Here is a 19,679-nt window from a genome sequence, read left to right as displayed (position 1 = left end):
GTGGCAGTCGACGCGCGGCGAACCTCGTACGCGCTCCAAAGGAGGACGGAGCTATTCAAATGTCCGATCCGAACACGGATAAGCCGCGTTACTTACGCACGTCCGAAGCCGCGCGCTTCTTGAGTTTGTCCGGCCGCACGTTGGAGAAACACCGAACCTACGGAACCGGTCCCGAGTATCACAAGATTGGCGGACGCGTGGTCTATTCAGTAGCTGACCTGACAGCATGGGCCAAACTCGGCAAGAAGAAGTCGACCTCGGATCCTGGTGTCGGCACCGTACTGCCCGCAAAACGGCGTGCGCCAATTCCCTATGCGGGTAAAGAGCGGCGCTAGGCCATGTCCGTTAGCAAATCCTCAGCGCACCGCCGCCGGTGTCGCTGCGCACTTCAGACCCCTTTTCCCGGCGAGCTACGGGCTCCCGAGACGCGGCTTGAAATTGTCGGGAATGCTGGTCAGGATCGTGATGGCCGCCTTTTGCGGCATCGCCCGCGTCAGTTCGTCGCCGCATTTGGTGATGCTTCCGATGCGACCGGTTTGCCCGGATTGATGGCGCCGTGGCGCCAATCCGAAATGGGCCTGGACATTGGTCGACTTTCTAGATCGTCTCGGATCCAGCGACACGTCGAACCCCGCGTGCAAGTCCATCGTTCGACTTCGTCGCCGACGGCTGGAATGCGCGGTGCGCTCCAGCCGCGAATCGTTGCGCGGCATCGTCGCCGTAGCGCAGCATGCAAGGAGGCACAGCTCAGTACTGCTGCTAGCCATAAATACTTGGGCTTCTTTCTGGCGGACCAGGCCTCAACTTTCATGGGAACTGACTGGCAACGTCAGGCCGCCAGGTCTGCTCACCCTCAGAAGAGACACACGCGGTTCGCTCAGCCCAAAGCATATCGTTCCCGATTCGAGCGTCAGGGAGCGGCGGCATGAACGATCTCACGGAAGTGGAAGTTTTGTGGCTCGAGAAGCGTATCGAAAACCGCATTCGGTTCGGTCGTATTGTCAAGGAACGAAAGCTTGATCGTCACCGGCGTGTCCTATCATTTGCACCGGGTAGCATCTTTGCCTTCGTCCGTTGGACATCCAACGACTTTGGCACGATCATGTCGCGGATTGACATCTTGCGCGCTGTCGCACCGGGACAGCGCTGCTCGACCGTACCGTATGTGAGGCCCGGCGGAGAGATCGTGCTGCGGCTCTCTGGCTGGCCGAAGGTCGAGCGAGTGTTGCAGATGGTTGATGCCGTCGAGGCGCTTGGAATCGATCCGGCTGACGTCGCTCCCGATCATTGGCATCATGTTCATAACCGTCTGTCCGTCAACGAAAACCCGCGTCCATACACGAAAACACGCCACCAGGCCTGGCTCCATCGTCGCAGAGTGATGCGATGACGAGCCGCCTGATGACGCTGACCACGATGCTTGCGGTCGCTGCCGCGCTCATCGCGACGATCGTCCTGGAGCCACTTCCACTCTATATTTGGAATGCATCAGCAAGCGTGCCAATCGGTCTTTACAGCTTACGACCGACGAAGCGCTTCCATGTCACCGAGCTGGTCGCCGTTCAGCCGCCGGAGCCGCTTGCGACCCTCCTCGATTTGAACGGCTATCTGCCGGTCGGCGTCCCCATGCTTAAGCGGATCTTGGCATTGCCCGGGCAGACGGTCTGCAGAAGCGGACGGACGATTTTGGTGGATGATGTTGCGGTGGGCGAGGCGAAGGATCGCGACGGACGCGGCCGGCCGCTGCCCAAATGGCAGGGCTGCCGCGTCGTCGGCGACGGCGAGCTCTTTCTCATGAATTGGCAGTCGGACGACTCCATGGACGGCCGATATTTTGGATTTCTTCCGGCGTCGGCGGTGATCGGCGGTGCGCTCCCGGTCTGGACCTGGGAGGAGTAACCGTGCGTGTTCTACGTGTTCATCCCGCCATTCCTCGGTTAAATTGGTTGCGGGACCGTTCCTCCGTCCCAGCCAACGCTGGCAAGCCTCACGCGCCCAGCGGTGGTCCAAATGATCGGCGCGAAGCGGCTTTACGCTGCACGGGCGCGAGCACGACGGCAGGCTTGGCTCGGTCAGGTGTACCTGTTTGGGTGGTCGTGTCGCTGCTGCTTGCTCTGACCGCATCTGACACGACCGCTCTGGCCCAAAACGGGTCCGCTGCGCTCCCAGCGATCTGTCGAACCACCCACACGCTTTCGGCCTTCATCGAAGAAGCCTCACAACGCTTTGCGATCCCGGCCCGGTGGATATGCTCGGTTTTGAGCATCGAAACTGCTGGAGACATGCACGCCAAGTCGCCCAAGGGCGCAATGGGACTGATGCAGGTCATGCCGTCAACTTGGGCGGAACTGCGCCAACGCTATGATCTAGGGAACGATCCGTACGATCCGCGTGACAACATTCTGGCCGGCACGGCGTATCTCCGTGAATTGCTCGACCGCTACGGTTCGCGTGGTGCCTTTGCTGCGTACAACGCGGGACCAACTCGCTACGAAGAACATCTCGCGGGAGCAGCTTTACCTGACGAGACGCGAGCATATGTGGCAAAGCTTGCAAATTTGCTTGGCATCCAACCGCCACCGTCGTGTACCGCGAGCTGGAGGTCATCAGCAGCCGCGACGCTGTTCGTTGAGCGAACTGACCAGATGGAAGCGCGAAGTAGGCCGACAGCGCTCATGCTCTCGCGCTACGCAACGATCGCAATCTCGCCGCGCGATGTTACGCAGATGGCCCCCAGGCGTACTGGCGTTTTTGTAGCTCGATCGGACGCGAGGGCATTACGATGACCACAATGGCTCGCTTCAGCAAGCAATCGGTGGAGGAGCGAGAGCAATGGGCAGGCACGACATGTGCGTCCGGGGGCTGCACATGACGTCATGTCTTGACGAGACTAGCGGCCTCGGCCGGCAATGCGTCGACTCGGCGAACTCCTACTCTGTGCGGGGCCCTGCCATGGCAGCTACCGCCTTCGCAATCACTGCTTCGGCGCGCTCTATCGCGGCGCGGCATTCCTCGCTCTTCCAAGTATCAACCGAATGGCGGTCATCGTACGACTCGTTCGTGGTGTCTTGCGCGCGTGAGACCAACTCGCGAAGTACCGCAACGGCTTCGGAGAGCAGCTTGTCGACAATGCGGAATAAGACCGACCGGAATGACGCGCGCGGCATCGGGCGGATGATGCGGTCGGACTGGTATCGCGCCGTTCATGTCAAGAACATCGACATGCAGAAGATGTGCACGCTGCTGACCAGCCAAAGGCTGCTCAAGCGCAAACTAAGCGACCTCGAGAACCACATTCGTGGTGCGCTGCGGGCCTATGCTTTGCTCGTTGGAGCGATTGCCCGTGGCGCCTTTGAGGCGCGCGTCCGCGAGCTGATCGAGCGCACCGATCCGATCTTCGTAATCACCATCGAGGCCATGTTGGATGTGCGTCGCGCCATCCTAGAGGGGTACGATTGGCTGCACTGTGTGCTGCTCCAGGTCGTCCAGCGTGATGATGTGTGGCGGGGCGCCTGATGACGGTTCCCGGCGTCGGTCCCGTTGCTGCCCTGTCGTACAAGGTCGGCGTCGATGATCCTTGGCGCTTTGCCAGATCGCGAACGGCAGGTGAGCATTTTGGTTTGGCGCCGAGGCGGCAACAGTCCGGCACGTCGATCGATTACGAAGGGCGCATCAGCAAACTGGGTGACGTCGCAGTGCGCGAGCCGGCCGCAAGCCTGCTGCTGCGGGTCAGGACATGGTCGGCACCGCGAGCGTGGGGCCTGCGGATCGCCAAACGGTCGAGCATGCTGTGCGCGATCACCGCCGTCGCGCGCAAGCTCCGCAAGCATTCTGCACCGAATGTGGGGCAGCGAGACCGATTTCCACGTTGGTTTTGGCGCCAAAGTCACGCAGCGGCTGCGGTTGAAACCTGCACGGTAGCCGCGGTGCGGGCGACGACGGATTAGCGCTGGGTTTGCGCCCGGCATGTTGAGGGAGGAACGAAATTAGAGATCCGCGTGCGGTGAGCGTCCCCTGGCGGGTGCGCGAAACGGGGAATGTCCGCTATCTCTTGCCTGCTGCCGCCCTTCGAGGGCGAGAGCGCCGGACTGCTTGGACAGCCCTGTTTACGAATCTGATGAAGAGCATGCGACGGCCTAGTGCTGAACGCGAAGGAACGCATGGACCCCGCCTGGTGAATGCAACCGCAAGCGCGGTGTGGTGACGTTTGTGCGTTGTCGATGCAGGGAGTCCGTCATGGTTGAAGTGCGACGAGTCGAAAAAAGGCGTAGGAATGAGTTGACTTTGAACGCCCGATTAGGAAGGCGAGATAAAAGGGGCTCACCGGTCGAACCACAAGCCATTGACATGGCTTGGGTTCCGGCGTGCCAGTCGGTCGGGGTGCGTGCCGCGCCTAAGACTTTCCCCAGAACATTCAAACATGTTTTCGGCACTCTAGGTCTCGCTGCGTTCTTCGAGGCCCGGTCATGACCGCAGGCGATAGCGACCTGCGAATTCGGCCTGGGCGCATCCGCAGTACACGCGCGCCGAAGCCCAAGAGCTTCATCAACCAGGTGCTGCGGGCGGCGAAGAAAGCCGGACATACCTCGGGTCAGACCGTCGCCGGCAGGCGTTCGGCGGCTCATGGGCGCTCGACGTTTGGCCGTGGACGCTTCGCCTTTAGCCGCGCAAGATTGTTCAGCTCGACGCGGCGCGTTGTGCTGAAAGCGCGCGTGGTCCGGCACAAAGGGCGAGCTTTCCGCTCAGCACCACTGACCGCCCACCTCTCGTATCTGAAGCGCGACGGCGTGACCCGGAGTGGTGAGCGGGCCGAGATGTTTGATGCCGGCAGCAACCGTGCTGATGGCCTGGCTTTCGCAGAACGGTGCAAGGACGACCGGCATCATTTCAGGTTCATCGTCTCTCCCGAGGACGCCGGCGAGATGACCGACCTGAAGGCCTTCACCCGGGATCTCGCCAAGCAGATGGAGACCGATCTCGGCACGCGGCTCGATTGGGTTGCTGTCGATCATTGGAACACCGACAACCCTCACGTCCACCTTCTCGTTCGGGGAGTAGATGTGGAGGGGGCGGATCTCGTGATCTCCCGCGACTACATCAGCCAAGGCCTGCGCTCCCGCGCCGAGGAACTGGTCGCCTTCGAATTGGGTCCAAAACCGGAGCACGAAATCCGCAATTCGCTGGAAAGGGAAGTCACGGCGGAACGATGGACGCGGCTCGATCGGGAGATCCGGCTGGCGGCCGACGAGACCGGCACTATCGACCTTCGCCCAGAGAATCCCGGCAGGTCCGATCCCGAGATCCGGCGCCTGATGGTCGGTCGCCTTCAGCACCTGGAGAAGATGGGGCTCGCCGCATCCGCCGCACCAGGGGAATGGATGGTAGGCCTCGAGGCCGAGCGGAGCTTGCGCGACCTCGGCATGCGTGGCGACATCATCAAGACCATGCACCGCGCCTTTACCGAGCGTGGGGAAGCGCGCGGCGTTGCCGACTTCGTCATCGAGGGTGGACAGCCGATGTCCCAGATTATCGGACGACTGATCGACCGTGGATTGCATGACGAACTGACCGGCGAGGCCTACGCCCTGATCGACGGAACAGATGGACGCGCTCACCACGTGCGCTTCCGAGGACTCGAAGCTTTCGACCACGCACCGCCGATCGGCGGCATCGTTGAGGTCAGACGCTTCGGTCAAGCCGGCGATCGGTGGCCGACCATAGTGCTGGCGATCCGTTCCGATCTCGATCTTGGTAGCCAGATCACGGCACGAGGGGCAACCTGGCTCGACCACCGGCTGGTTGAACGCGACCCCATGCCGCTCGCCATGGGCGGTTTCGGCCGCGAGACCGGCGACGCCATGGAAGCCCGTACCGAGCATCTGGTTCAGGAGGGCCTGGCGCGGCGGCAGGGCCAACGCGTCATCCTGCAGCGCGACCTCCTGAACACGTTGCGCTGGCGCGAGCTGGACGAAGTGGCAGCAAAGGTTTCGGCCGACACTCGCCTGCCTCACGTGAACGCTGCCTCCGGGGAGCATGTGGCGGGCACGTATCGCCAGCGGCTGACGCTCGCCTCGGGACGCTTCGCCATGATCGATAATGGGCTCGGCTTCCAACTCGTGCCCTGGTCGCGCGAACTCGAAAGGAGACTCGGCCAACACGTCACCGGTGTCGTGAAGGACGGCGGTGGCATCGAATGGGGCTTTGGTCGGAAGCGCGACCTCGGTCTCTAGCAATCTCACCAATCCAGTTGCGGAAGGGTCGTCGGGATGTCCGGAACCAAAATCCTTTGGGGGCAGGTGATCGTGGTCGGTCTGATCGTCTTGCTGGCCATATGGGGAGCAACCGAGTGGACGGCTTGGCGACTTGCCTGGCAACCGGAGCTTGGGCGACCCTGGTTCGAGCTGTTGGGCTTCAAGATCTACTACCCGCCGATCTTCTTCTGGTGGTGGTTCGTCTATGACGCCTACGCGCCACAGGTTTTTGTCGAGGGAGCCTTCATCGCAGCGTCAGGGACCTTCGTGTCGATCGCGGTGGCGATCGGCATGTCGGTGTGGCGCGCGCGTGAAGCCAAGAATGTCGAGACCTATGGTTCGGCGCGCTGGGCTGATCCGGAAGAGGTTCGAGCGGCCGGACTTCTCGGTCCGGATGGTGTGGTGCTCGGTAAACTCGACCGCGATTACCTCCGGCATGACGGACCAGAGCACGTCTTGTGTTTTGCGCCCACCCGGTCTGGCAAAGGCGTCGGTCTTGTCGTCCCATCCCTGCTGGCTTGGCCCGGCTCGGCCATCGTTCACGACATCAAGGGGGAGAACTGGCAACTGACCGCGGGCTTTCGCTCGCAGCATGGCCGCGTCCTGTTGTTCGACCCGACCAACCCAAAGTCCTCAGCCTACAATCCGCTGCTCGAGGTCCGGCGCGGGGAATGGGAGGTTCGCGACATCCAGAATGTCGCCGACGTCCTGGTCGACCCGGAAGGCTCGCTCGACAAGCGGAACCATTGGGAGAAGACCAGTCATTCGCTCCTGGTCGGCGCCATCCTCCATGTCCTCTATGCCGAGTCGGACAAGACCTTGGCTGGCGTTGCCGCCTTCCTGTCCGACCCGAAGCGGCCGATCGAGGCGACTCTGAGGGCGATGATGACCACGCCGCACCTCGGCGAGCAAGGTGCTCATCCGGTCGTCGCCTCGACCGCGCGCGAACTCCTCAACAAATCCGAGAACGAACGTTCCGGCGTTCTGTCCACCGCAATGTCGTTTCTCGGGCTCTACCGCGACCCCGTGGTGGCCCACGTGACCTGCCGGTGCGACTGGCGGATCGTCGATCTGATCTCAGATTGCGGCCCAACGACGCTCTACCTCGTGGTGCCGCCCTCCGATATCTCGCGGACCAAGCCACTGATCCGCCTGGTGCTGAACCAGATCGGTCGGCGCCTGACCGAGGATTTGCACGCCCGTGACCGGCGGCATCGAGTTCTGATGATGCTCGACGAGTTCCCGGCGCTGGGTCGGCTTGATTTCTTCGAGTCCGCGCTTGCCTTCATGGCGGGGTACGGCATCAAGAGTTTCTTGATCGCGCAGTCGCTCAATCAGATCGAGAAGGCCTATGGGCCGAACAACGCGATTCTCGACAATTGCCACGTCCGCGTCAGCTTCGCGACCAACGACGAGCGGACCGCCAAGCGTGTGTCCGACGCGCTCGGTACCGCGACCGAGATGAGGGCCATGAAAAACTATGCCGGTCATAGGTTGAACCCCTGGCTGGGGCACCTGATGGTCTCGCGCCAGGAGACGGCGAGGCCGCTTTTGACCCCGGGCGAAGTCATGCAGCTTCCGCCGATGGACGAGATCGTCATGGTAGCGGGCACGCCGCCGATCCGGGCGAAGAAGGTCCGCTATTATGAGGATGCGCGGTTTACTGAGCGGGTCTTGCCGCCGCCCGATCCGGCGTCATCCGGTCGATCTTCGCGAACGGACGGATGGTCGACGCTTGGAACGCTGAAGCCGGCACCGCCTCCAATCGACAGGGGGCAAGGAAAGGAAGACACGGAGAACAGCGGTCTCCGTCGTGAGCCCGAACTCCCCGATCACGTTGCGATCGCCAAGGAGACGAGCGAGCCGACCCCGGCGGAGGAATTTGCCGCGGTTCTTGACGATGATGAGGATGCGGCCCGCCAGTCCCGGCTCATGCGCCAACAGATGCGCGGCGTCGCCCGTCAGGTCGCCATGGACCCGAATGACGGTATGGAGCTCTGAGGCGATATGCGCGACCGGATGAATGTCTATTTCCCGCCAGAGCTTCTGAAACAGATCTCGGAGCTCGCCGATCGCAAGAAGCTTTCCCGGTCTGCGATCGTGGAAGCGGCCGTCGCTTCATTTCTGTCACCGGACGGCGCGGACAGGCGGGAGGCAGCGTTTACCCGTCGCCTCGACCGGTTGTCCCGTCAGATGCAGCGATTGGAGCGTGACGTTGGTTTGACGGCCGAGACCTTGGCCCTCTTCATCCGTTTCTGGCTGACCATCACGCCGCCGCTACCCAACGATGCGCAGGCGGCCGCGCAGGCAAAGGGTAGGGAACGCTTTGAAGGATTCGTCGAGGCGCTCGGGCGTCGCTTGCAAAAGGGGCAAAGCTTTCTACGCGAGATTCCAGAAGATATCCGCCGTCAGAACCCGGCCGAGCAAACCTGATTGAACCGTGTACATAGACCATTTCGGCGGTCCTTCTTTTTCTACGCCAGCCCACGATCGCAGCAATTTAGCCAAGCCCTTAAAAAGCTGGACGCGCTATCGGCTCGAATGAGCTGAGGAGCAAGAAGGGCCAGCATGCAAATTCTAGGGGCATGGCGTCTTACGGCGCGCGTATTTTTCCCGTTTGCTGCTGGATACTATCTTTCGTATCTGTTTCGAACGATCAACGCCTTGATTGCCGGTCGTCTCAGCTCGGATACCGGGCTTGGGACCGCCGACCTCGGGCTGCTTACGTCGGTCTATTTCCTTGTTCTCGCGGCGGTCCAGATCCCAGTTGGCATTTTGCTGGACCGGTTTGGTCCGCGTCGCGTCCAGAGTGCGCTGCTCGTGCTCGCAGCAGTGGGCGCTGGATTGTTCGCGGTATCCACGGGTTTCCTGTCATTCTTGATCGCACGCGCGATGATTGGGCTGGGCGTGGCAGCGGCTTTGACGGCGGGCCTAAAATCCATAGTCCTTTGGTTCCCCAGAGAACGATCGGCCCTGCTTAATGGCTACATGGTGATGCTCGGATCACTGGGGGCGGTAACCGCCACGGCTCCCGCCGAGTATCTACTCGCCTGGATGGGCTGGCGCCAACTCTTTGAAATCTTGGCGGCTGCGACCGCTGCGACGGCCATGCTCATCTATGTCGTGGTTCCCGAGCGAGCTATTGTCCCTTCGACCCCGTCAATGTCCGCCAACCTTAGCGCGGTTTTCGGCGATAAACGCTTCTGGCGTATTGCCCCGCTGTCGGCGTCGTGCGTTGGTTCGGCCTGGTCTCTGCAGGGATTGTGGGCCTCACCATGGCTGATGGACGTGGAAGGTCTCGATCGTGCGGGCCTCGTAGGACAGCTGTTCATGATGTCGATCATACTTAGCGGCGGGGCCTGGTTGTTCGGTACGATTGTTCATTACATTAAACGAAGAAGTCTCGGGGCCGAGACAATATTAGCGATGGTCGCAATACTGTTTATCACAGCGGAGTTAGCGTTGATCCTGCGCGTGCCTTTGCCGTCCATCTTGCCCTGGTCCGTCGTCGCGATCGTCGGAACGGCAACCGTGGTCAGCTTCGCGGTGATAGCGGATTACTATCCGCCGGAACTTGCCGGTCGCGCCAATGGGGCGTTGAACGTCTTGCATTTTGTTTGGGCATTTCTGGCCCAATACGCGACAGGTCTGGTCCTGGAACAATGGTCCATGAATGATGGCCATAGGTCCGTCCAAGCTTATCAAGTCGCGTTCGGTCTCAACGTAGCACTGCAGATCGCGACGTTGGTCTGGTTCGCGGTGCCCTGGCGCCGATCCATCGCTTCGTGGATAAGTTCAATCCTCGTCTTCAAGCAGGCGGATGTTACCTACGCTGTCGGGTCAGTTGGGCTGTATGAGGATTCGGTCATCCTCATGCCCGCGGATGACGATGCGGAGTGGTGAGCAACAACTCAAGACGAACGGATACGATTAAGTAGCCGTCAAATGCCAGTTCGCACTCTTCCTTTTTCTACGCCAGCCTACGATCACCGAAAGCGCTTGTTGCGCCAGGTGCATTGGTGCCTTTTCTAATCATCCCCATCTGAGGGTGCTCTTTGGGCGTCCTCATTCGGGGGACGAACGATGGCAATCCATTCCATTCAATCGGAAGCGAGTTCGCGCGGCGCGCGAATGCTGCGCAGCGCGCTTGGCTCTGCGATTGCCGGCTACCTCGAAGACGATGCGATCATCGAGGTGATGCTCAATCCAGATGGGCGGTTGTGGATCGACCGGTTGTCGAATGGCCTGATCGACACAGGTGAAACTCTGTCGGCGGCGGACGGCGAGCGCATTGTTCGTCTGGTAGCGCACCACGTAGGTGCGGAGGTGCATGCCGGCTCGCCGCGGGTCTCGGCCGAATTGCCTGGGACCGGTGAGCGCTTCGAAGGCCTGTTGCCTCCGGTCGTTGCGGCACCGGCCTTTGCTATCCGCAAACCGGCCGTGGCCGTGTTTACACTCGACGACTACGTCGCCAGGGGGATCATGACCTCGGAGCAGGCCAGGACCCTGAAGGACGCGGTCTCCGCACGGAGGAACATCCTCGTCGCCGGCGGGACATCGACCGGCAAGACAACCTTGACGAACGCACTCCTGGCCGAGGTCGCGAAGAGCTCCGATCGGGTCGTGCTGATCGAAGATACGCGCGAACTCCAGTGTAAGGCGCCCAATCTTGTAGCTTTGCGGACCAAAGATGGCGTGGCCACGCTTTCCGACCTGGTTCGCTCATCGCTGCGATTACGTCCGGATCGCATTCCGGTTGGCGAGGTTCGCGGTGCCGAAGCGCTCGACCTGCTCAAGGCCTGGGGCACCGGTCACCCCGGTGGCATCGGGACTATCCATGCGGGCAGCGCGGTCGGCGCGCTGCGGCGGCTCGAGCAACTCATCCAGGAAGCGGTCATCACGGTTCCGCGCGCCCTGATCGCGGAGACCATCAATCTCGTTGCTGTGCTTGCGGGTCGCGGCGGTGATCGTCGCCTCGCTGAACTCACCATAGTCACGGGCCTTGGGGCCGCCGGTGACTACAACCTTTCATCAGCAGGAGACTGACATGCGTCAGCAATTTCGCTTTCTTCGAGGTGCATCGCTGGTCGCCTTCGGCGCGGTGCTTTTGACGTCAGCACCAGTGTGGGCGGCTGGCTCGAACATGCCGTGGGAGCAGCCACTCAATCAGATCTTGCAGTCGGTTGAAGGTCCGGTCGCCAAGATCATCGCCGTCATCATCATCGTCGTGACCGGGCTCACACTCGCGTTCGGGGATTCGTCAGGTGGTTTCCGCAGGCTGATCCAGATCGTGTTCGGTCTGTCGATCGCGTTTGCCGCCTCGAGCTTCTTCCTGTCGTTCTTCTCCTTCGGCGGCGGCGTGGTGATCTGATGGGTGATCAGGTTACAGGCTTTGTCGTGCCCGTTCACCGTGCGCTCACCGAGCCAATCCTGATGGGCGGCGCGCCGCGGTCGGTTGCGATTGTCAACGGCACGCTTGCGGCAGCCCTTGGGCTGGGATTGCGGCTCTGGATCGCGGGTCTTGTTCTCTGGTTCATCGGCCACATGGCCGCCGTCTGGGCCGCCAAGCGCGATCCCGCCTTTGTCGATGTGGTGCGCCGACATCTGCGCATTCCCGGTCATCTCAACCTCTGAGCTCTTGGTCATGATGAACCTTGCCGAATATCGCCATTCCAATACACGTCTTGCCGACTTCCTGCCTTGGGCAGCCCTTGTCGACGAGGGAATCATCCTGAACAAGGACGGCTCATTCCAGCGGACAGCAAAGTTCCGCGGACCCGACCTGGATAGTGCAGTGCCGGCCGAACTCGTCGCCGTTGCCGGCCGTCTGAACAACGCCGTGCGTCGCCTCGGATCCGGCTGGGCCGTGTTCATCGAGGCGCAGCGTCACTTTGCGGGGGCGTACCCACCTGCCTCCTTTCCGGACGTCGCTTCCGCACTGGTCGACGCGGAACGCAGGGCTCAGTTCGAGGAGGCGGGGGCGCATTACGAGTCCAGCTACTTCGTGACCCTCCTCTATCTGCCTCCCGAGGAGGGAGCGGCTAAGGCGGAGCGATTGCTCTATGAAGGTCGCGACCGCACCGTTGGAGCAGATGCCCGGGAGGTGCTGCGCGGGTTTGTCGACCAAACCAACCGCGTGCTCAGTCTCCTTGAAGGGTTCATGCCAGAATGCGCCTGGCTCGATGATCAGGATACGCTGACTTATCTGCATTCGACGATCTCGACCAAGCGTCATCGGGTTCGAGTGCCCGAGATTCCTATGTACATCGATGCGCTGTTGGCCGACCAGCCGCTGACCGGCGGGCTCGAGCCGATGCTGGGTTCGGCCAATGTGCGGGTCCTGACGATCGTGGGCTTTCCGGGCGCCACGACCCCGGGGATCCTGGACGACCTGAATCGCCTGCCATTCTCTTATCGTTGGTCGACCCGGGCGATCATGCTCGACAAGACCGACGCCACCAAGCTGCTGACCAAGATTCGCCGGCAGTGGTTTGCCAAGCGAAAGTCCATCGGCGCCATCCTCAAGGAGGTCATGACGAACGAGGCATCGACGCTGCTTGATACCGACGCCCACAACAAGGCGCTTGATGCCGACGCGGCGTTGCAGGAACTGGGGTCGGATCAGATCGGACAAGCCTTTGTTACGGCGACCATCACTGTCTGGGACCGCGATCCCAACACTGCTGATGAAAAGCTGAGGCTGGTCGAGAAAGTCATACAGGGCCGAGATTTCACCTGCATGATCGAGACCGTGAACGCCGTCGAAGCCTGGCTCGGCAGTCTGCCCGGGCACGTCTACGCCAATGTGCGGCAGCCGCCGGTCTCGACCCTCAACCTTGCGCATATGATTCCGATGTCGGCCGTGTGGGCGGGCGAGGCGAGGGACCTCCACTTCAAAGGCCCGCCTCTGTTGTTCGGCAAGACCGAGGGATCGACGCCGTTCCGATTCTCGCTCCACGTTGGCGACGTCGGTCATACCCTTGTGGTGGGACCGACAGGTGCTGGCAAGTCGGTGCTGCTCGCGCTGATGGCGCTACAGTTCAGGCGTTATCCGAACTCGCAGATCTTCGCGTTTGACTTCGGTGGTTCGATTCGAGCGGCCGCCCTCGCCATGGGTGGCGACTGGCATGATCTCGGCGGCGCATTGTCCGACGGAGGTGAACAACCCGTCGCCCTGCAGCCGCTGGCCTGGATTGATGATCCTTCCGAGCGCGGATGGGCCACGGAATGGATCGGCGCGATCCTGGCACGGGAAAAGATCGAGATCACCCCTGAGGTCAAGGATCATCTGTGGTCGGCGCTAACATCTCTCGCTTCGGCACCGAGAGAGGAACGCACCCTCACGGGCCTGTCAGTCCTTCTTCAATTGAACTCCCTGAAGCGCGCCCTGCAACCATACTGCCTGGGCGGACCTTCCGGGCGCTTGCTCGATGCCGAATTCGAACGTCTCGGCGAGGCGTCGGTCCAGGCGTTTGAGACCGAAGGCTTGATCGGAACGAGTGCGGCGTCGGCCGTGCTGGCGTACCTCTTCCATCGTATTGGTGATCGCCTCGATGGCCGGCCGACACTCCTGATTGTCGACGAGGGTTGGCTTGCCCTCGATGACGAGGATTTTGCGGGGCAGCTCCGGGAATGGCTGAAGACGCTTCGGAAGAAGAACGCGTCCGTCATCTTCGCCACACAGTCGCTCTCGGACATCGATGGCTCTGCGATCGCGCCCGCGATCATCGAAAGCTGCCCAACACGCTTGTTGCTGCCGAACGAACGGGCGATCGAACCGCAGATCACTGCCATCTACCGCCGTTTCGGCCTCAATGATCGCCAGATCGAGCTTCTGAGCCGCGCGACACCGAAGCGCGACTACTACTGCCAGTCTCGTCGCGGCAACCGTATGTTTGAGCTCGGGCTTGGCGAGGTGGCACTCGCCTTCACCGCCGCCGCTTCGAAGACTGACCAAGCGAACGTCACGCGGCTCCTGGCTGAGCATGGATCTGATGGCTTCGTGCCGGCCTGGCTTCAACACCGTGGCGTCGCATGGGCGACGGATCTGATCCCCAATCTCGTCAATCTGGAGAAATCGCTATGAGGGGACTTGGCTCATTGCTGGCTGCTGGCACCATCGCTCTATCGCTTGGCGTTACGATGCCTGCACGGGCATTGATCGTCTTTGATCCCAACAACTACGTCCAGAATGTCCTGACGGCCGCGCGGGAGCTCCAGCAGATCAACAATCAGATCACCTCGTTGCAGAACGAGGCACAGATGCTGATCAATCAGGCGAAAAATCTGGCCAACCTGCCGTATTCGTCGCTGCAGCAACTGCAATCTTCGATCCAGCGGACCCAGCAATTGCTGGCCCAGGCCCAGCGCATCGCCTACGACGTGCAGCAGATCGACCGCGCCTTCTCGACCAGCTACGCGCCGGCCACCAGCAGCCAGTCGAGCCAGTTGCTGATCTCCAACGCTCCAATCGCGATGGCAGAATTCCTATGCAGCGACGCAAGACGCGCTTCGTGTCCAGGCCGGCATCGTTGGCAACCTCGACAACAATCGCATCCAGACGTCTGCCCTCGTAACGTCGAGCCAGAGTGCCAGCGGCACCCTGCAGGCAACACAGGCCGGCAACCAGATCCTCGCACCTCAAGCGCAACAACTTGCCGATCTCACGGCGGCCGCCGCGGCGCAGGGCAGGGCGCAGAGCCTTGAGGCCGCTCGGCGCGCCTCGGCTCAAGATCAAGGACGAGAGCAGCTTCGGCGGTTCCTGACACCGGGGCAGGGCTATCAATCCTCCAACGTGCAGATGTTTCACTGATGACCGACGTAAAGGCATTCAAGGCCCTGTCGCTACTTACAACAATCGGCCTGGTGGTCGTCGCTGCCTGCACGATCCGACTGCGTGGCGGAGACGATTCTCCGCCGGCACCGAGGGCGGCGCAGGCGACCGATGCAGCCAAGTTCGACCTCGCAGGCTGCCGCAGCGTTACTCCTGAGGAAGCAGCGGATTATCGGCATTGTAAGCGCGTTTGGGACGAAAACCGGCGTCGCTTCTTTGGCAAGAAGGACAGCGCCATAGCTTCCGGCCACGATGATTCGTCCAGCTCGATACCCATCCCAAAGGATCAAAGCCGAATTCCGCAGGGATATCCGAACCTGGCGGCACCTGAGGCGAGCAGGCCATGACCGGTACCGGGATCATCGACCAGTTCCTGGAAACGTTCACGCGTTATATCGACAACGGTTTTGGGCTGCTCGGCAGCGATGTCGGATATCTCGCAACGACCCTTGCTGCGATCGACATCACGCTTGCCGCGTTGTTCTGGAGTTGGGGAACTGACGAGGACATCATCGCGCGCCTCGTCAAGAAGACGCTCTTCGTGGGGGTCTTCGCCTATCTCATCGGCAATTGGAACAGCCTGGCGCGCATCGTCTTCGAGAGCTTCGCCGGTCTTGGACTGAAAGCATCGGGCGCAAGCCTGTCCGCATCCGATTTTCTGAGACCTGGAAAGATCGCTCAAGTCGGGCTCGACGCCGGCCGACCGTTGCTCGACTCGATCTCTAACCTGATGGGTTACATCAGCTTCTTCGAGAATTTCGTCCAGATCGTCGTTCTCCTGTTCGCCTGGGTCGTGGTGTTGCTCGCCTTCTTCATTCTCGCGATCCAGCTCTTTGTCACCTTGATCGAGTTCAAGCTCACAACGCTGGCTGGCTTCGTGCTCATCCCATTTGGTCTGTTTGGCAAGACCGCCTTTGCGGCGGAGCGGGTCTTGGGCAACGTCATCTCCTCAGGGATCAAGGTCCTCGTCTTGGCCGTCATCGTCGGCATTGGATCGACCCTGTTCTCGCAGTTCACCGCTGGCTTTGGTGGCAATCAGCCGACCATCGAAGACGCGATGACACTGGTGCTTGCGGCGCTCTCCTTGCTGGGCTTGGGCATCTTCGGTCCAGGAATCGCCAACGGCCTGGTGTCCGGCGGACCGCAACTCGGCGCCGGTGCGGCGATTGGAACGGGCCTTGCCGCTGGCGGTATTGTTGCCGCCGGCGCAGGCCTCGCCGCCGGCGGTGCTGGTCTCGCTGGCGGCGCGATCGCTGGCGCCGCGCGTAGTGGCGGCGCTGCCATGAGCGGAGCATCAGCGGCCTATCGGAGCGGCGGCCTTGCCGGTGTCGCGGAGGCCGGCGCTACCGCTGCGATGAGCCCGTTGCGTCGTTCAGCGGCTGCGCTCGGCGGAGGTGGGGAAGCCGGCGCGCAGGGCGCGAGCGCTTCGGCCGAAGGGCAGCCCGATTGGGCGCGGCGCATGACGCGTGCCGAGACTGTTCGGCACGGTGCGTCGGCAGTCAGCCACACGGTCCGCTCAGGTGATCACGGTGGCGGCGGCTCTTCCGTCGATTTGTCTGAAGGAGAGCGCTGACACTTAGCCACTGCGCCTTCGCCAGCCGCTGCGCGACCGACTGAAACGCGGACACCGAACAACTCGAAAACGATTACTTGATCTCAAGGGCAACTATCGATGTTCAAGCGACCTTCCGTACACTACGGGCGCATGCCCGAGCCGATCACGCCTTACCAAAAGGCAGCGCAGGTTTGGGACGAACGCATTGGATCTGCCCGCGTGCAGGCCAGGAACTGGCGCTTGATGGCGTTCGGCTGCTTGATGTTATCAGCCGGTCTCGCGGGTAGCCTCGTTTGGCAATCGAGCCAAGGCTCGATCACGCCGTGGGTGGTCGAAGTGGACCATCTCGGCCAGGCCCAAAGGGTGGCGCCGGCCAACATCGATTATCAACCTACTGATGCGCAGATCGCCTACCATCTAGCGCGCTTTATAGAGGATGTCAGAGGCCTACCGGCCGACGGCATCGTTCTGCGCCAAAATTGGCTCCGGGCCTATGATTTTACGACCGATCGTGGTGCTGCTGCGCTCAACGACTATGCGCGCAACAATGACCCCTTTGCCAAGCTGGGCAAGGCCCAAATTTCCGTGGACGTCTCGAGCGTCATTCGCGCGTCGTTGGAAAGCTTTCGGGTCGCTTGGACCCAGCGCGTCTACGACAACGGCTCGTTGAGCTCGACCGAGCGCTGGACTGCAATTCTCTCGATCGTGATCGAGACACCCCGCGATGCCGAACGCCTGCGCAAGAATCCCCTTGGCGTCTACGTCCGCGCCATCAACTGGTCAAAGGAGTTGAGTCAGTGACCAAGACGCCGTCTGACGTTCATTCGAAACGTTCTCTCCAGCAAAGCAAGCTCAATTCGGCTTGGCCCGAGTTGGTGACCGCGAAGAGAGCATTTCTACCCGCTCTACTGCTTTGTTCGTCAGCGCTCGGTGGGTGCGCGACCTACATACCGCCACAGATCAGCTATGATGCGGAAGTTCCTTCGATGCCAGCGTCGCCAGCGCCTCTGGACGACAAGTCGCAACCGCTACACGTTCCGCCCCTCTGGAAGCCGGCTCTCGGCGGCAAGGCGGCCGGGAAGGAAGCGCCTGAACCCATCAGCCGGATTGAGACGGCAAACAGCGCAGCCCGGGTCGAACCGCGCAAGCGGGGGTATTTCAACGCTGCGCAAATCTACGCCTACAGTCCCGGGGCGCTTTATCAGATCTACGCCGCACCGGGGCAGATTACGGATATCGCGCTTGAGGAGGGAGAGCAGTTGACGGGATCTGGACCGATCGCCGCCGGAGATACCGTGCGCTGGGTCGTGGGCGATACCGAGAGTGGAAGCGGCGATACGCGAAGGGTCCATGTCCTGGTCAAGCCGACCCGCGCATCGCTCGAGACCAATCTGGTGGTCAATACTGACCGGCGCACCTACCTGATCGAGCTCCGCTCACGCGAGCGGCCATACATGCCATCGGTTGCCTGGTACTATCCGGAAACAGTGCGCGAACGATCGCGTGCAGTCGCTCTGAGACCCTTGCTTCCGGAGCCGGCGCAACGCATCTCCCGCTACGCAATTGAAGGCGACAGCCCGCCCTGGCGGCCGCTGGCTGTCTATGACGACGGCCGTAAGGTCTATGTCGAATTCCCCCAAGGCATCGTGCAAGGCGAGATGCCACCACTCTTTATCATCGGTTCAGACGGCATGACCGAACTCGCCAATTACCGTGCCTACGGCAACGTCCTGATCGTCGATCGGCTGTTTGCGGCTGCCGAATTGCGGCTCGGCGGTGAGCACCAGCAGAAAGTCAGGATTGTCAGGAAAGATGGGAGGCCGTCGTCATGAATACCGAGGTCGGAAACGATCGCGATCAGGCGGCTCCGCAGCAGGCACGAGACGGGCGATCCGGAAGTTTCCGCTTGAGAGCGGAGCATCCGCGCGTGACACGGTTGTCACGGAAGGTCCTGGCCGGAGGGAGCGCGGTTGTCATGCTCGTCATTGGCGGAACTGTGTTGTGGGCGCTGCAAAGTAACCGCCCCCTAAACCAGGCGGCCGAGGAGCTTTACAGCACAGACCATCATAATGTGGCCGACGGGATCACGGCTCTGCCGAAGGACTACTCTGACACTCCACGCCAAGCGGCTCCGCAGCTCGGTCCGCCGCTCCCAGGAGACCTGGGGCGGCCGATCCTTGCTGCTCAGGGGCAGTCGCCAACCATCGGCTCTGATCCCGAACAGCAGCGCCGAGACCAAGAGACCGAAGCAGCCCGCATCAGTCGCTTGTTCGCTGCGAACAATGGCGGCGAAATGCGCGCGCCCGCCGCTGTGGCCGCTGGAACCGACCGCATCGCGTCTCCGAGCGCGACGAGCTCTGGCGATGACGGATTGGCACAGAACGGTCAAGACCGGAAGCTTGCCTTCGCGAACGCGTCTGTGGACCGTCGCACGGTCAGCCCGGACCGCATCAGCCGCCCGGCTTCACCATACATCGTGCAGGCTGGGACGGTCATTCCGGGAGCCCTAATCACCGGGATTCGATCAGACCTTCCAGGCCAGGTCACAGCGCAGGTAACCGAGAATATCTTTGACACGCCGACAGGCCGCTTTCTGCTTGTGCCCCAGGGAGCGCGTCTCATCGGTATGTACGATAATCAGGTCTCATTCGGCCAGTCGCGCGTCCTGCTGGTCTGGACGCGGCTGATCATGCCGAATGGGCGTTCTATCGTTCTTGAGCGGCAGCCTGGCGCTGATAAGGCTGGCTATGCGGGTCTGGAAGACCAAGTCGACAATCACTGGGCAGAACTATTCAAGGCTGCGGCACTATCGACGCTTCTAGCTGTTGCGACGGAAGTAGGCGCGGGATCCGACACAAACAGCAACGACAGCGCGATTATCCAAGCGTTGCGTCACGGCGCCTCCGACTCACTGAATCAAACCGGACAGCAGGTCGTTCGCCGTAGTCTCGGCATCCAGCCTACCCTGACCGTGCGACCTGGCTTTCCGGTTCGTGTTCTGGTCAATCGTGACCTCATACTTGCGCCGTATGGAAGGTGA

20 protein-coding genes and 1 pseudogene are annotated in these 19,679 nt (G+C 61.5%); 20 read left to right on the top strand and 1 reads right to left on the bottom strand.

Annotation, left to right across the window (positions count from 1 at the left end):
- The first annotated feature begins 59 nt into the window (after window positions 1–59).
- Complete coding sequence (locus ACVWZM_RS07900) at window positions 60–335, top strand: helix-turn-helix transcriptional regulator (RefSeq protein ID WP_456815708.1); 276 nt, start codon at window positions 60–62, stop codon at window positions 333–335.
- Window positions 336–410: 75 nt separating this feature from the next.
- Here ACVWZM_RS07900 and ACVWZM_RS07895 read toward each other — a convergent pair whose 3' ends face one another.
- A complete protein-coding gene (locus tag ACVWZM_RS07895) occupies window positions 411–647 on the bottom strand; it encodes a transposase (RefSeq protein WP_456852404.1) in 237 nt (78 codons plus the stop codon).
- A gap of 278 nt (window positions 648–925) precedes the next feature.
- Between ACVWZM_RS07895 and ACVWZM_RS07890 the strand changes: the two genes are divergently transcribed.
- The 19 genes and pseudogenes from ACVWZM_RS07890 to ACVWZM_RS07800 all read left to right on the top strand — a co-directional run bounded on the left by ACVWZM_RS07890 (window position 926) and on the right by ACVWZM_RS07800 (window position 19,679).
- The gene (locus tag ACVWZM_RS07890) at window positions 926–1,390 is read left to right on the top strand and encodes a DUF2840 domain-containing protein (RefSeq protein WP_253624263.1); all 465 of its coding nucleotides are present in this window, start codon (window positions 926–928) and stop codon (window positions 1,388–1,390) included.
- Window positions 1,387–1,899, top strand: coding sequence for a S26 family signal peptidase (locus ACVWZM_RS07885; RefSeq protein ID WP_456852402.1), 513 nt, complete (start codon window positions 1,387–1,389; stop codon window positions 1,897–1,899). Before ACVWZM_RS07890 ends, ACVWZM_RS07885 begins: the two co-directional genes overlap by 4 nt.
- 197 nt (window positions 1,900–2,096) lie before the next feature.
- The gene (locus tag ACVWZM_RS07880) at window positions 2,097–2,786 is read left to right on the top strand and encodes a lytic transglycosylase domain-containing protein (protein ID WP_456852400.1); all 690 of its coding nucleotides are present in this window, start codon (window positions 2,097–2,099) and stop codon (window positions 2,784–2,786) included.
- Window positions 2,787–3,129: 343 nt separating this feature from the next.
- A complete protein-coding gene (locus ACVWZM_RS07875) occupies window positions 3,130–3,516 on the top strand; it encodes a hypothetical protein (RefSeq protein ID WP_456852398.1) in 387 nt (128 codons plus the stop codon).
- Window positions 3,516–3,947 (top strand): transposase, encoded by a 432-nt coding sequence (locus tag ACVWZM_RS07870; protein WP_456852396.1) that lies wholly within the window; start codon window positions 3,516–3,518, stop codon window positions 3,945–3,947. Before ACVWZM_RS07875 ends, ACVWZM_RS07870 begins: the two co-directional genes overlap by 1 nt.
- A gap of 519 nt (window positions 3,948–4,466) precedes the next feature.
- The gene (locus tag ACVWZM_RS07865; RefSeq protein ID WP_456852394.1) at window positions 4,467–6,230 is read left to right on the top strand and encodes a relaxase/mobilization nuclease domain-containing protein; all 1,764 of its coding nucleotides are present in this window, start codon (window positions 4,467–4,469) and stop codon (window positions 6,228–6,230) included.
- A 36-nt stretch (window positions 6,231–6,266) separates the two neighbouring features.
- Entirely contained in the window at window positions 6,267–8,252 is a 1,986-nt protein-coding gene (locus ACVWZM_RS07860; RefSeq protein ID WP_456852392.1) for a conjugal transfer protein TraG, read from the top strand.
- A gap of 6 nt (window positions 8,253–8,258) precedes the next feature.
- Complete coding sequence (locus tag ACVWZM_RS07855) at window positions 8,259–8,684, top strand: ribbon-helix-helix domain-containing protein (protein ID WP_456852390.1); 426 nt, start codon at window positions 8,259–8,261, stop codon at window positions 8,682–8,684.
- Window positions 8,685–8,819: 135 nt separating this feature from the next.
- Window positions 8,820–10,154 (top strand): MFS transporter, encoded by a 1,335-nt coding sequence (locus ACVWZM_RS07850; RefSeq protein ID WP_456852388.1) that lies wholly within the window; start codon window positions 8,820–8,822, stop codon window positions 10,152–10,154.
- A 180-nt stretch (window positions 10,155–10,334) separates the two neighbouring features.
- Window positions 10,335–11,297 (top strand): P-type conjugative transfer ATPase TrbB, encoded by a 963-nt coding sequence (gene trbB / locus ACVWZM_RS07845; protein WP_456852386.1) that lies wholly within the window; start codon window positions 10,335–10,337, stop codon window positions 11,295–11,297.
- A 1-nt stretch (window position 11,298) separates the two neighbouring features.
- Complete coding sequence (locus tag ACVWZM_RS07840; RefSeq protein WP_050387944.1) at window positions 11,299–11,622, top strand: TrbC/VirB2 family protein; 324 nt, start codon at window positions 11,299–11,301, stop codon at window positions 11,620–11,622.
- On the top strand, window positions 11,622–11,885 hold the full coding sequence (locus tag ACVWZM_RS07835) for a VirB3 family type IV secretion system protein (RefSeq protein WP_253624253.1): 264 nt from the start codon (window positions 11,622–11,624) through the stop codon (window positions 11,883–11,885). Before ACVWZM_RS07840 ends, ACVWZM_RS07835 begins: the two co-directional genes overlap by 1 nt.
- Before the next feature lie 10 nt (window positions 11,886–11,895).
- On the top strand, window positions 11,896–14,337 hold the full coding sequence (gene trbE, locus ACVWZM_RS07830) for a conjugal transfer protein TrbE (RefSeq protein ID WP_456852384.1): 2,442 nt from the start codon (window positions 11,896–11,898) through the stop codon (window positions 14,335–14,337).
- Window positions 14,334–15,063 (top strand): annotated as a pseudogene (trbJ, locus tag ACVWZM_RS07825) (P-type conjugative transfer protein TrbJ). The gene trbE and the pseudogene trbJ overlap by 4 nt, the downstream one beginning before the upstream one ends.
- Window positions 15,063–15,431 (top strand): putative entry exclusion protein TrbK-alt, encoded by a 369-nt coding sequence (trbK-alt, locus tag ACVWZM_RS07820; protein ID WP_076829103.1) that lies wholly within the window; start codon window positions 15,063–15,065, stop codon window positions 15,429–15,431. The pseudogene trbJ and the gene trbK-alt overlap by 1 nt, the downstream one beginning before the upstream one ends.
- Window positions 15,428–16,657, top strand: a complete 1,230-nt coding sequence (trbL, locus tag ACVWZM_RS07815) for a P-type conjugative transfer protein TrbL (RefSeq protein WP_456852382.1) — start codon at window positions 15,428–15,430, stop codon at window positions 16,655–16,657. Before trbK-alt ends, trbL begins: the two co-directional genes overlap by 4 nt.
- A gap of 99 nt (window positions 16,658–16,756) precedes the next feature.
- A complete protein-coding gene (gene trbF, locus ACVWZM_RS07810) occupies window positions 16,757–17,440 on the top strand; it encodes a conjugal transfer protein TrbF (RefSeq protein WP_076829101.1) in 684 nt (227 codons plus the stop codon).
- Window positions 17,437–18,471 (top strand): P-type conjugative transfer protein TrbG, encoded by a 1,035-nt coding sequence (trbG, locus tag ACVWZM_RS07805; protein WP_456852380.1) that lies wholly within the window; start codon window positions 17,437–17,439, stop codon window positions 18,469–18,471. The genes trbF and trbG overlap by 4 nt, the downstream gene beginning before the upstream one ends.
- Window positions 18,468–19,679: a TrbI/VirB10 family protein gene (locus tag ACVWZM_RS07800; RefSeq protein WP_456852378.1), complete on the top strand. Its 1,212-nt coding sequence runs from the start codon at window positions 18,468–18,470 to the stop codon at window positions 19,677–19,679. Before trbG ends, ACVWZM_RS07800 begins: the two co-directional genes overlap by 4 nt.

Source organism: Bradyrhizobium sp. USDA 4501 (genome assembly GCF_054062115.1).
Note: the sequence above shows the minus strand (reverse complement) of the source record. Positions and strands in the feature narration are given on the sequence as shown.

Excerpts from the sequence above, each read along its gene's own strand:
- ACVWZM_RS07900 (WP_456815708.1), top strand. The coding sequence starts at position 60 with ATGTCCGATCCGAACACGGATAAGCCGCGTTACTTACGCACGTCCGAA.
- ACVWZM_RS07895 (WP_456852404.1), bottom strand. The coding sequence starts at position 647 with ATGGACTTGCACGCGGGGTTCGACGTGTCGCTGGATCCGAGACGATCT.
- ACVWZM_RS07890 (WP_253624263.1), top strand. The coding sequence starts at position 926 with ATGAACGATCTCACGGAAGTGGAAGTTTTGTGGCTCGAGAAGCGTATC.
- ACVWZM_RS07885 (WP_456852402.1), top strand. The coding sequence starts at position 1,387 with ATGACGAGCCGCCTGATGACGCTGACCACGATGCTTGCGGTCGCTGCC.
- ACVWZM_RS07875 (WP_456852398.1), top strand. The coding sequence starts at position 3,130 with ATGCGGAATAAGACCGACCGGAATGACGCGCGCGGCATCGGGCGGATG.
- ACVWZM_RS07870 (WP_456852396.1), top strand. The coding sequence starts at position 3,516 with ATGACGGTTCCCGGCGTCGGTCCCGTTGCTGCCCTGTCGTACAAGGTC.
- ACVWZM_RS07865 (WP_456852394.1), top strand. The coding sequence starts at position 4,467 with ATGACCGCAGGCGATAGCGACCTGCGAATTCGGCCTGGGCGCATCCGC.
- ACVWZM_RS07860 (WP_456852392.1), top strand. The coding sequence starts at position 6,267 with ATGTCCGGAACCAAAATCCTTTGGGGGCAGGTGATCGTGGTCGGTCTG.
- ACVWZM_RS07855 (WP_456852390.1), top strand. The coding sequence starts at position 8,259 with ATGCGCGACCGGATGAATGTCTATTTCCCGCCAGAGCTTCTGAAACAG.
- ACVWZM_RS07850 (WP_456852388.1), top strand. The coding sequence starts at position 8,820 with ATGCAAATTCTAGGGGCATGGCGTCTTACGGCGCGCGTATTTTTCCCG.
- trbB (WP_456852386.1), top strand. The coding sequence starts at position 10,335 with ATGGCAATCCATTCCATTCAATCGGAAGCGAGTTCGCGCGGCGCGCGA.
- ACVWZM_RS07840 (WP_050387944.1), top strand. The coding sequence starts at position 11,299 with ATGCGTCAGCAATTTCGCTTTCTTCGAGGTGCATCGCTGGTCGCCTTC.
- ACVWZM_RS07835 (WP_253624253.1), top strand. The coding sequence starts at position 11,622 with ATGGGTGATCAGGTTACAGGCTTTGTCGTGCCCGTTCACCGTGCGCTC.
- trbE (WP_456852384.1), top strand. The coding sequence starts at position 11,896 with ATGATGAACCTTGCCGAATATCGCCATTCCAATACACGTCTTGCCGAC.
- trbK-alt (WP_076829103.1), top strand. The coding sequence starts at position 15,063 with ATGACCGACGTAAAGGCATTCAAGGCCCTGTCGCTACTTACAACAATC.
- trbL (WP_456852382.1), top strand. The coding sequence starts at position 15,428 with ATGACCGGTACCGGGATCATCGACCAGTTCCTGGAAACGTTCACGCGT.
- trbF (WP_076829101.1), top strand. The coding sequence starts at position 16,757 with ATGTTCAAGCGACCTTCCGTACACTACGGGCGCATGCCCGAGCCGATC.
- ACVWZM_RS07800 (WP_456852378.1), top strand. The coding sequence starts at position 18,468 with ATGAATACCGAGGTCGGAAACGATCGCGATCAGGCGGCTCCGCAGCAG.